This window comes from Thermicanus aegyptius DSM 12793, from assembly GCF_000510645.1.
In the GTDB taxonomy this organism is placed as follows: domain Bacteria; phylum Bacillota; class Bacilli; order Thermicanales; family Thermicanaceae; genus Thermicanus; species Thermicanus aegyptius.
The window spans coordinates 2,568,418-2,580,280 of record NZ_KI783301.1 but is presented as its reverse complement, the minus strand read 5'-3'; the positions used below and the strand labels follow the sequence as shown (position 1 = coordinate 2,580,280).

At 49.5% G+C, this 11,863-nt stretch carries 10 protein-coding genes; 9 read left to right on the top strand and 1 reads right to left on the bottom strand.

Annotated elements, in window-relative coordinates; translation table 11 throughout:
* The first annotated feature begins 20 nt into the window (after positions 1-20).
* The 8 genes from THEAE_RS0113650 (at position 21) to THEAE_RS0113610 (ending at position 9,355) form a co-directional block, all read left to right on the top strand.
* Complete coding sequence (locus tag THEAE_RS0113650) at positions 21-746, top strand: HAD family hydrolase (RefSeq protein ID WP_028987857.1); 726 nt, start codon at positions 21-23, stop codon at positions 744-746.
* A 412-nt stretch (positions 747-1,158) separates the two neighbouring features.
* The gene (locus THEAE_RS0113640; protein ID WP_028987856.1) at positions 1,159-3,057 is read left to right on the top strand and encodes a PrkA family serine protein kinase; all 1,899 of its coding nucleotides are present in this window, start codon (positions 1,159-1,161) and stop codon (positions 3,055-3,057) included.
* Positions 3,058-3,092: 35 nt separating this feature from the next.
* Entirely contained in the window at positions 3,093-4,244 is a 1,152-nt protein-coding gene (gene yhbH, locus THEAE_RS0113635; protein WP_028987855.1) for a sporulation protein YhbH, read from the top strand.
* 4 nt (positions 4,245-4,248) lie between these two features.
* Positions 4,249-5,673, top strand: a complete 1,425-nt coding sequence (locus THEAE_RS0113630) for a SpoVR family protein (RefSeq protein ID WP_028987854.1) — start codon at positions 4,249-4,251, stop codon at positions 5,671-5,673.
* Between the two features lie 200 nt (positions 5,674-5,873).
* A complete protein-coding gene (locus THEAE_RS0113625) occupies positions 5,874-6,704 on the top strand; it encodes an aldo/keto reductase (protein WP_005584804.1) in 831 nt (276 codons plus the stop codon).
* A gap of 283 nt (positions 6,705-6,987) precedes the next feature.
* Positions 6,988-7,734 (top strand): pirin family protein, encoded by a 747-nt coding sequence (locus tag THEAE_RS0113620; protein ID WP_052330017.1) that lies wholly within the window; start codon positions 6,988-6,990, stop codon positions 7,732-7,734.
* A 24-nt stretch (positions 7,735-7,758) separates the two neighbouring features.
* Entirely contained in the window at positions 7,759-8,373 is a 615-nt protein-coding gene (wrbA, locus tag THEAE_RS0113615; RefSeq protein WP_028987852.1) for an NAD(P)H:quinone oxidoreductase, read from the top strand.
* 193 nt (positions 8,374-8,566) lie between these two features.
* Positions 8,567-9,355 (top strand): undecaprenyl-diphosphate phosphatase, encoded by a 789-nt coding sequence (locus tag THEAE_RS0113610; RefSeq protein ID WP_028987851.1) that lies wholly within the window; start codon positions 8,567-8,569, stop codon positions 9,353-9,355.
* 129 nt (positions 9,356-9,484) lie between these two features.
* On the opposite strand, the gene THEAE_RS0113605 is transcribed toward THEAE_RS0113610, so the two are convergent.
* Entirely contained in the window at positions 9,485-10,537 is a 1,053-nt protein-coding gene (locus THEAE_RS0113605; protein WP_028987850.1) for a YkvI family membrane protein, read from the bottom strand.
* A gap of 126 nt (positions 10,538-10,663) precedes the next feature.
* On the opposite strand from THEAE_RS0113605, the gene THEAE_RS0113600 reads away from it, so the two are divergent.
* A complete protein-coding gene (locus THEAE_RS0113600) occupies positions 10,664-11,812 on the top strand; it encodes a trypsin-like peptidase domain-containing protein (RefSeq protein ID WP_005584797.1) in 1,149 nt (382 codons plus the stop codon).
* Positions 11,813-11,863: the final 51 nt, after the last annotated feature.

Genomic DNA, 11,863 nt, shown 5'->3' with positions numbered 1-11,863 from the left:
CATACGAATGGAGGAAGGCCATGCCCATTAAAGCAATTCTCTTTGATCTTGACGGAACACTTCTCCCCATCGATACGGACCAATTCGTGGCAGGATATATCCGTACATTATCGGAATATGTATCCCATCTGGTAGATCCCGCCCTTTTCGTGAAACAACTTTTTGCCTCGACGGCCGCCATGATTCGGAACCGGGATCCCGGGAAGACGAACAAAGATGTTTTCGATGAGGATTTTTACCCCAAAGTGGGAAACGGCGAGGCCTTAATCCCCCTGGTCGATCTCTTTTATGCAGAAGAGTTTCCGAAGCTATCGGCCATCGTCCATCCTCACCCCTTCACCTCCGATTTGATTCGCACCGTGAAGGAGAGGGGATACCGGACTGCGGTTGCCACCAATCCCCTCTTTCCCAAAAGCGCCATCGAGCAGCGGATTCTCTGGACAGGAGCTCGCCCCGAACAGTTTGAGTGGATTACCACCTACGAAAACAGCCACTTTACCAAACCCAATGTGGAATATTATGAGGAGCTGATCGAACGGTTGAAGCTGCCCCCGGAAGAGACCCTGATGGTGGGGAATGATGTTCAGGAAGATATGGTGGCGAAGGAAATAGGCCTTAAAACCTACCTGGTTACCGATAAGAAGATCGACCGGGGGGAGCCGAGCTACCTACCGGATGGAGAAGGAAGCCTTTGGGATTTTTATCAGGACCTGTTATGGGGAAGAGGGATTTTTGCTGAGGTATGAGCGAGGAAAAACATATAAATATTTTCATAAGAAAAAAGCCTTTGGGAAACCGACTCCCAAGGCTTTTTTCTTGGATGAGTTTAAATGTTCCACGTCTTATCCTCATTATACCCTGCCGTTAAAATGGCGAAGAGGAGGGAAGCTAAGACCACAACAACCAACAATGTCTTTGCAATCATCTGCATCGCTCCTTCATGGATCTAGCCCATATTATACCCGATTTTGAACAACCTGTGAATCTTTCCACACCTGTGTGTCACAAAAATGCCATACCTGTGAACCGGAGGACTTCCTTCGCATAGTATATAACAAGTCTTACTATTCAGCCGAATCATTCTTTAGACGCTCTTCGAATATATTAATTAAAAACAGATCGTTCCAAGGGGAAAAAGGGGATGAGGAGAGGAGAACGATGGAAGATTTTCTGCATAAGATTAGCGAATACCGTGCCCGGGAGGAACGGTTGAAATGGGAAGGAAGTTTCCTCGAATATCTAGAGATTGTGAAACAGAAACCTTATGTGACTCAGACGGCCCATTCCCGCATTTACAATATGATTAAAGATGCCGGCATCGAAGAGGTAGATGGCGTGAGGGATTATAAATTTTTTAGCCGGGAGATCTTTGGCCTGGAGCGGGCCATCGAGAAGCTGGTGGAAGAATATTTCCACGCAGCGGCGAAACGACTCGATGTCCGCAAACGAATCCTGCTCTTGATGGGACCGGTAAGTGGAGGAAAGTCCACGATCGTTACCATGCTGAAACAGGGGCTGGAGCGGTACTCCCGGACCGATCGGGGTGCCCTCTATGGCATTAAGGGATGCCCCATGCATGAAGAGCCCCTTCATCTTATTCCCCAGGATCTGCGCGGTGAGTTTGAAGAAAAGTATGGGGTAAAGATTGAAGGGAATCTCTGTCCCTATTGCCAAATGCGGTTGGAAGAGGAGTTCGGCGGGGATGTGAACGGCTTTGCCGTTGAAAGAGTGATCATGTCGGAGGCGAAGCGGATCGGCATCGGCACTTTCAGCCCCTCCGATCCCAAATCCCAGGATATTGCCGATCTGACAGGAAGCATCGATTTTTCCACCATTACCGAATACGGATCTGAGTCGGATCCCCGGGCTTACCGATTTGATGGGGAACTGAACAAGGCGAATCGCGGGATGATGGAATTCCAGGAGATGCTGAAAAGTGATGAAAAATTCCTCTGGAACCTCCTTTCCCTCACCCAGGAAGGAAACTTTAAGGCGGGGCGGTTTGCCCTTATCTCCGCAGATGAGCTGATTGTGGCCCACACCAATGAAACGGAGTACCGCAATTTCATCGCCAATAAGAAGAATGAAGCCCTTCAGTCCCGGATGATCGTGATGCGTATTCCCTACAATTTGAAGGTGAAGGAAGAGGAGAAGATTTACAAGAAGCTCATCTCCCAAAGTGACGTGGGCCATGTCCACATCGCCCCCCACTCCCTTTACACGGCGGCCTATTTCTCCATCCTGACGCGATTAAAAGAATCAAAGAAGCAAGGGGTTGATTTGATCAAAAAGCTGCGTCTCTATAACGGAGAAGATGTGGAAGGGTTAAATGAGGGGGATCTTCGGGAACTGCATGAAGAACACCAGGATGAAGGGATGTCCGGGATTGATCCCCGCTATATTATTAACCGGATCTCCAGCGCGTTGATTCGCCGGGATACGGAATGCATCAATGCCTTGGATGTGCTGAGAGCCTTGAAAGACGGATTGGATCAACATCCCAGCATAACCAAAGAGGAACGGGAACGTTATCTCAATTTTATCTCCCTCGCCCGCAAAGAATATGATGAGCTGGCTAAGAAAGAGGTGCAGAAGGCCTTCGTCTATTCTTATGAAGAATCGGCCAAAACCTTGCTGGATAATTACCTGGATAACGTGGAGGCCTACTCCCACCACCGCAAAATTCAAGACCCCATTACCGGTGAGGAGATGGAACCGGATGAGAAACTGATGCGTTCCATCGAGGAACAGATCGGCATCTCCGAAAACGCGAAGAAAGCTTTCCGGGAGGAAATTCTGATCCGCATCTCCACCTATGCCCGCAAGGGGAAGAAATTCGATTACAACAGCCATGAACGCCTTCGGGAGGCGATTGAGAAGAAGCTCTTTGCCGATTTGAAGGATGTGGTGAAGATTACCACCTCCTCCAAAACCCCTGATGAAAACCATTTGAAGAAGATAAATGAGGTAACGGCCCGTCTGATGGATGAATACGGATACTGCGCCGTCTGCTCCAATGAGCTGCTCCGCTATGTGGGGAGTCTGTTAAACCGTTGAGGGTTTTTGTCATAAAAAATGGAGGTGGGTCCAGCATGAGTAACGAGGCATTCGTGATCTCCCAAGAAGATTGGTCCCTCCACCGCAAAGGATATCAGGATCAGATGAGGCATCAGGAGAAGGTGAAGGAGGCCATTCAAAATCACCTACCCGACCTGGTGAGTGAAGAAAGCATTATCTTATCGAATGGGAGAGATGTGGTAAAAATTCCGATCCGTTCCTTGGATGAGTATCGTTTTCGGTATAATTACAACAAAGGAAAACAGGTGGGCCAAGGGGACGGAAACAGTAAAGTGGGGGATGTGTTGGGAAGCGATCCCCAGCACCAGGCCGGTGATGGGACCGGCGCAGGGGATCAACCGGGAGTGGATTACTATGAGGCGGAAATTTCCGTGGAAGAATTGGAAGAGATCCTGTTTAAGGAACTTACCCTTCCCAATCTAAAGCCGAAAAATGAGATGGAAATAAAGACAACCCAAATCGAATTTAACGATGTTCGGAAAAAGGGGCTGATGTCCAATATCGATAAAAAGAGAACCCTCCTGGAAGCGATCCGCAGGGAAGCCCTTCATGGAAAAAAAGGAAATACTCGCATTACCAATGAAGATCTTCGCTTTAAGACCTGGGAGGAAGAGGTGAAGTATCAATCCAACGCTGTCGTCCTGGCGATGATGGACACGAGCGGCAGCATGGGGAACTTTGAAAAGTATATCGCCCGCACCTTTTTTTTCTGGATGATTCGTTTCCTGCGGAAAAATTACCAGAATGTGGAGATCGTCTTTATCGCCCACCATACGGAGGCAAAAGAGGTGACCGAGGACCAATTCTTCACCAAAGGGGAAAGCGGAGGAACGATCTGCTCCTCTGTCTATGCGAAAGCTCTGGAATTGGTGGAAAAACGGTATCCTCCGGAACGGTATAACATCTATCCCTTTCATTTCTCCGACGGGGATAATCTCTCCTCGGACAACGAGCGAAGTGTCCAATTGGTAGAAAAGCTCCTTGTCGTCTCCAACCAGTTCGGATATGGGGAAATCAACCAGTATAACCGGCACAGTACCTTAATGGGAGCCTTCCGATCCATAAAAAACCCCCGATTTCAGGCGATCATGATTCGGGATAAGAGCGACGTTTACCGGGCCTTGAAATTATTCTTCACCGACAGGGCGGAGCGAGAGGTGGGATGAGGAGGTGAAAGAAGAGGAACGCGTGAAACTACGTCGGGCGATTGAGGAGATCATGGAGATCGCCAGGGGGTTCGGCCTTGATTTCTTTCCCATGCGGTACGAGATCGTTCCGGCGGATATTCTTTACACCTTCGGCGCCTATGGGATGCCGACCCGCTTTTCCCACTGGAGCTTCGGAAAGGCCTTTCACAGGATGAAGCTGCAATATGATCTGGGTCTCTCCAAGATCTATGAACTCATCATCAACTCCGATCCCAGCTACGCCTTTCTCCTGGAAGGAAACTCCCTCATCCAGAATAAATTGATCGTCGCCCATGTCCTCGCCCATTCCGATTTCTTCAAGAACAATCTCCGCTTCCGAAACACCAACCGCCAGATGGTAGAAAGCATGGCGGCCAGTGCGGAACGGATCCGCCGGTACGAGATCCAGTATGGGAGGAAAAGGGTGGAGGAATTCCTGGATGCCGCCATAAGCATACAGGAGCATGTGGACCCCTCCCTTACCACCCCGCGCCTATCCTGGAAGGATGTACCTTTGGAAGAGCCAAAGAAAGAGAGAAAAAGACGAAGTCCTTATGAAGATCTATGGGGACTTGATGAAACCGAAAAGAAGGAAGCAGAGAGCCCTTTTCCTCTTGTCCGTGCCAAAATTCCTCCAAAACCGGAAAAGGATCTCGTCCTCTTCATTGAGGAATTTAGTTCGGTTCTGGAGCCCTGGCAGAGGGATATCCTCACCATCCTCCATGATGAGATGCTCTATTTCTGGCCCCAATTGGAAACGAAGATCATGAATGAAGGGTGGGCCTCCTACTGGCATCAACGCATCCTCCGGGAGATGGATCTCACCGAGGCGGAGACCATTGAGTATGCGAAACTGAACGCTGGTGTGGTACAGCCCTCCCTCCATCATCTGAATCCCTACCACCTGGGTCTTAAAATCTACGAGGACATCGAGAGGCGATGGGACCATCCCAGCGAAGAGGAGCGGAGGCGGTTTCACCGCCTCCCGGGGAAAGGAAGGCAAAAGATCTTTGAAGTACGGGAACTGGATTCCGATCTCTCCTTCCTGCGCAATTACCTGACCAAAGATTTGGTGGAGGAGATGGACCTCTACATTTACGCGAAACAGGGGAGTGAATGGACGATCACGGATAAGAACTGGGAAAACGTCCGGGACCTCCTCGTGGCATCCAGGGTGAATGGAGGTTTCCCCTACATCGCGGTGGAGGATGGGGATTACAACCGGAACGGGGAGCTCCTCCTCGCCCACTACTACGAAGATCTGGAACTGGATGTGAAATATATAGAAAAAACCCTTCCCTATGTCTACACCCTCTGGGGAAGGCCGGTTCACCTGAAAACGGTGATCGAAAACAAAGAAGTCCTCTTCACCTACGACGGGAAGAAGAACTCGAGAAAATTTTATTGAATCCCCCTCTTTTACTATCGACCGGTGGGAAAAAAAATTCGGTTCATTCACCTCAGAAAAGAGGGGAGATTCGCATTTCCTGAATGACCTCCGTCAAGGAAGGTTGGAAGAATCACTCTCCCACATGAGAGGACAGGCCTTCCTATGGTAAAATGATGATATCCAATGGATGAAAACCTACCCGAAAGGAGATTGTCCACATGCCCGAGCACATTTCCGATTGCACGATTTTGAACAACGGGGTGAAGATGCCCTGGTTGGGTCTTGGCGTATACAAGGCCAGGGAAGGCGACGAGGTGGTGGGCGCGGTGAAATCTGCTTTAGAGACGGGCTATCGCAGCATCGATACCGCAGCCTTCTATGAAAACGAAAGGGGTGTGGGGAGAGGCATCAAGGAATCGGGAGTCCCTCGGGAAGAGATTTTTGTGACCACCAAGGTTTGGAATTCCCAGCAGGGGTACGAATCCACCCTTCAAGCCTTTGAAGAAAGTCGCCGCAAACTGGGTCTGGAGTATATCGACCTCTATCTGATTCACTGGCCGGTCAAGGGGAAATATAAAGAGACCTGGAAAGCTCTCGAAAAGTTATATAAGGATGGATGGGTCCGTGCCATCGGCGTAAGCAATTTTCAGATTCATCACCTGCAGGATGTGCTGGAAGACTGTGAGGTTAAACCTGCCGTAAACCAGGTGGAGTATCATCCCTATTTGACACAAAAGGAGTTACATACGTTTTGCCGGGAAAACGGGATCCAACTGGAAGCATGGAGCCCTCTCGCCAGGGGACAAATCCTCGATCATCCGACGATTGTGGAACTTGAGCGTAAATATAACAAAACCCCGGCGCAAATCGTCCTGCGCTGGGATCTGCAGCACGAAGTGGTCACGATCCCGAAATCTGTGAACCCTCAGCGGATCAAAGAGAATGCCGATATTTTCGACTTTCAACTTTCCGCAGAGGATATGGAACGTTTGGATGGCATGAACATTAACCGACGAATCGGACCGGATCCGGATCATTTTGATTTTTAAACGGGACCCGGGCATAAAATCATGGATGGATTCACAGGATAAAAAGGAGCCCCCGGGCTCCTTTTATCCTGTTTGTCGATAGAAGCTTTCGAATCCGGCGGAAGATCCTAGATCGTGGTATGGCCTTTTTATACCGAATATCGGCATGGAAGCTTGTACCACGCTGTGTCGAGCACTCAAACCTTTTTCTCTTGGTCTGTTGACATAGATGGGAGACTAAACTATACTTACGTTAGTAGATACAAATAATTAAGTTATATGCGAATCGAAGGGAGGTGGATTTTTGGACATTCTAAAAAAAGCGTTGCCCGTCCATACGGTGGATGGGGAGAATGCGGCCTTAAAACGGATCATGCCGACGCACAACCTATCCTACGTCGATCCCTTTCTCATGATGGACCACTTTTCCCTGGATCAAAGGGCGGGGTTTCCCGATCATCCCCATCGGGGATTTGAGATTATCACCTATATGCTTGAAGGTGCGTTTAAGCATGCGGATAGTGCGGGGAATGAAGGGATCATTCAGGCGGGAGGACTGCAGAGAATTACCGCAGGGCGCGGGATTGTTCACTCGGAATTTCCTGCCTTCGAGGGAATAAACAGCGGGATTCAGCTGTGGATCAATCTGGAGCGCAGATTGAAAGGGATGGAACCCAGCTACCAGGATGTGAAGAGGGAAGAGATTCCCGAAAGAGAGTCGGATGGAATCCGGGTCCGAACGCTGGTGGGGGAAGGCTCCCCCGTTCGCATTGTACAGTCGATGGTCTACTACGATATTGCGATATCACAAGGGAAAAAAGGCCTTTTTCCCATTCCTGGAGGATTCCAACCCTTGATCTACATACTGGAGGGTACGGGAAGTTTTGGGGGGAACCGGTTCCCCGGTACGGCGGGAGAGGTTCTTATTCCGGAAAGGGCTGCGGAGAATGGCGGCCTGAGCGTCGTGGCGGAGGAGGATCTCCGCTTTGTCTTGATTGCCGGGCAGCCGATCGGGGAACGTCCCGTTTTTCGAGGCAGCTTTGTTGATTAATGAAAATGAAAAAAGGAGAGATTCATGATGTCCGTAAAACTTGCCATCGTCTACTACAGTTCCACAGGAACCAATTATCAGTTAGCCCAATGGGCAGCGGAAGCCGGCAAGGAGGCCGGGGCGGAAGTGAAAGTGTTAAAAGTTCCTGAGCTGGCCCCTCCTGCGGCGATTGAACAAAATCCCGCCTGGAAAGCTCATCTTGAAGCCACGCGGGACGTGCCCACCGCAACCACCGATGATCTGGAATGGGCGGACGCCATCCTCTTCAGCGTACCGACCCGGTTCGGCAATATGGCTTCACAAATGAAGCAATTCCTCGATACGACGGGGGGCCTTTGGGCGCAGGGGAAGACCGTAAACAAAGTGGTAAGCGCCATGACATCGGCGCAAAACCCCCATGGCGGGCAAGAGGCCACCATCCTTTCCCTCTATACCACGATGTATCACTGGGGGGCGATCGTCGTGACGCCCGGATACACCGATTCGTCCATCTTCGCAGCGGGAGGCAATCCGTATGGGACCAGCGTCTCCGTCGATCAGAACGGGAAGATGATCGAAGATGTGGAGCAAGCGGTGAAGCACCAAACGAAACGCTTGCTTACGGTGGCCGAGTGGGTCAAAAAGGGCCTGGGAAAGTAAATCAAGAGATTCATGGGCAAGAAGGGGCGTAAGCCCCTTTTTTTATGGTGTAAAATGCCTTGGTACGAACCCCCGGAGAGGATTCGATATCTAAAGGAGACGGTGAAAGATAAAAAATGGATGAGAAAAAGATATTCTCTCCTTTTCTATGGTATACTTAACCTTGTCTGTTGCAATGAAAGGAGAGAAACCGATGGATTTAAACCTGATTGCCCTGATCATGGGGATTGTAGAGGGCTTAACGGAATACTTGCCCATCTCTTCCACAGGTCATTTAATCTTAGTTGGAAGTTGGCTTGGTTTTACGGGGGAAACGGCGAAGATCTTTGAGGTCTTTATCCAATTAGGCTCCATTTTGGCGATCGCGGTCTTGTATCGCCATCGCTTCTATTCCTTTTTGACGCTGGCCCAATTTCAGAAAAAAGGGTTGAATCTCCTCCATATCTTCTTGGGCATTCTCCCCGCCGCTGTTCTCGGTTTTGTCTTTTATGATTGGATCAAAACCCTTTTCTCCCCTTATGTGGTGGTTTTTGCCCTGTTGGCAGGAGCCATTTTAATGATTGCCGCCCAACTGGCGAAGCGAAAAGTGACGGCGGAAAGCCTGGATCAGCTTACATACCGGCAGGCTTTTTTGATCGGTCTATTTCAGACACTCGCCCTATGGCCCGGCTTCTCCCGCGCAGGGGCGACCATCTCCGGAGGGCTACTTCTCGGGGCCAGTTATAAGACGGCGGCCGAATTCTCCTTCCTTGTCGCCGTTCCGATCATGTTCGGGACAACCGGATTTGATCTCATCAAGAATCTAGATGTATTGCACCCGCAGGATTTCGGCGTCTTTGCGATTGGATTTGTGACCGCCTTTGTCGTGGCGATGCTGGCGGTGGTTACTTTTTTGAAGGTGCTCAACCGGTTAAAACTAATTCCCTTCGCCATATACCGCATTCTTTTGGCCGGGGTCCTCTTCTATTATCTCTATTTCTAATGATCCGGCTTGTATCTATGGATTCTCTAATGACACATAAGGTCGTTTGCCCTCTTCAGGATGAGAGAGGGTTTCTTTTTTTAAAACGAGGCTAGATGATCGAAAGGCGGGGTCCGGGACGGCTCTTTTTCATTTCTTATTTGGGAGAATTGGGTAAAAAATGATGCGAACGATATAAAGAATCCCAAGCCCGCCGATGAATGGATAAAGGGAACTTACCAACATGCGGAATCCCCAGTGGCTGATGAGGTAAGCTCCCAACAAGACGAGCAAAAGGGAAGGAAGAGGGGGCAGAGAAGCGATGGATTCTGCCTGGCGCATGATGCCAAAGGTATTTCCCACCAACGTGGTTAAGATTTCAACCAGAATGACCAAGGAATAAAGAACAAAAGCCCAGGGAAAGAGGAAATGGAGTATCGTTCCCAAGGGGATTTCCGCCTGTTGAATCAGGTTTTGATGACGGAGCATCACCTCATGACCAATCAAAAGCATCAATCCCAGTCCCCCTCCCCCGAAGAGGCTGCCCCATAAAAGGATCGAAGCATCTTCCGTCTCTTTTCCTAAAGGGACGAGGACCGCCTGGGAAAGGATGAGATTAAGTCCTGTGTAGAGGATAGCGGACAAGATCCATCGAAAATTCCACGGATCAAGTGTTGCGGGAAAGGAAGGAGGCTCGAGCAGCAGATGTAGGCCAAGCAAGGAGATCATAAAGAGGATAAAGGGGGCAAAAAGACCGTTTACCCACAGCACACCTTTTAATCCCTTCAGCACAATGAGGATGACGAGGAGCATGGCAAGAAGGATTCCTATTTGTCTGGGGAGGTGAAACTGTTCTTCAAAAAGAGCCCCCATACCGGAAAGCATCACGCCGCTCCCGCCTAAAAGAAGAAAAGGAATCATCAGGTTAAAGAAGAGGCTTCCTTTGGGTCCAAACAGGTGCACATGAAATTCTTGATAAGAGTAACATCGTTCCAATTTAGCGATCGTCATCGTTTTATATCCGATGCCAATGAAGAGGAGGGTGCTAAGAAGAATGGCCAGGGTGCCCAATGCACCGTTCCGGGTGAAAAATTGAAAGATTTCCTGGCCTGTGGCAAATCCCGCCCCTACGACCGTGCCTATATAGGTGGCGGCCACCTGGTAGATCCGTATCCACCGCTGTAAAAATACTTTTTTAACCATTTTTAACATCCTTTCCCTTCTCGTTCACAAATATGTCACATTTATTTCAGAGTTTTTTAAGGAAGGTTTATTTTAATAAAGATGGATGAGATCTAGAAAGAATGAACTCAGAAGGAGTGATGAAAGATGAAGATGCGTAATCTCTTCTTGGCCTTCTTGGCAGGAGTATTGCTCATGGGTGGGATCTGGGCCACTTCGCAAAACAATCAATATTTTAATGGGAGTAAAGCGTATGCCGACCCTGGAAGCGCGACAAATGCGACTACCGCATCCGCACCGGTAAATCTTCCTATCACATCGGACAATATTATCGCCGAGATGGTGAAACAAGCCGGACCCGCCGTGGTGAGAATTGAAACCACCACCACGATTCGGCAGAACCAGTCCTTTAACGATCCGTTTCGCCAATTTTTCGATCTCCCCTTTGACATTCCCAGTCAACGACAAACTTCAGCGTTGGGATCAGGCTTCATCATCAATCAAGACGGGTATATTCTCACCAATAACCATGTGATCGACCAGGCCGATACGATTCAGGTCTTTATGTCCGGAGAAGATAAACCGATCACGGCAAAGTTGGTCGGGCGGGATCCGGAATTGGATCTGGCCGTGATTAAAATCAATTCAAACGGGAAGCTCCCTTACCTGAAATTGGGGGATTCCGATGCCATTCAGGTGGGTGAATGGAGCGTTGCCATCGGGAATCCCTACGGACTGGATCACACCGTAACCGTCGGGGTGATTAGCGCGAAAGGGCGTCCGCTCACCATCAATGGCCAGAACTTCAAAAACCTCTTGCAAACCGATGCCTCCATCAATCCCGGGAATAGCGGCGGTCCTCTTCTCAACCTTAAAGGAGAGGTGATCGGCATCAATACGGCGATCAATGCCCAAGGGCAAGGTCTTGGTTTCGCCATTCCCATCAACACGGCGAAGAGTGTATTGGATGATCTGATTACGAAGGGGAAGGTTTCCCATCCCTGGATCGGTGTAGGGGTGCAGGATTTGACGAAAGATCTATCCAGCTATCTTGGCCTAACTATTGATAAGGGTGTCCTGATCGCCCAGGTCTTCAGCAACAGCCCGGCAGAAAAGGCGGGTTTACAGCAGGGAGATGTGGTCGTAGAAATTGATCGGCAAAAGGTGGAAACCAGTCAACAGTTGGTTGATATCATCTCCAAGGCGAAGGTGGGGGACGTAAAGAATTTCCTCATCAACCGGGGAGGAACCTTAAAGACGATTACCGTTCGAGTGGGTGAAAAGAGCTATAATTAAAAGATCGAGGCCGGTTCGATTTCTTCTAAACGGGGTATGGGGTACAAGGCA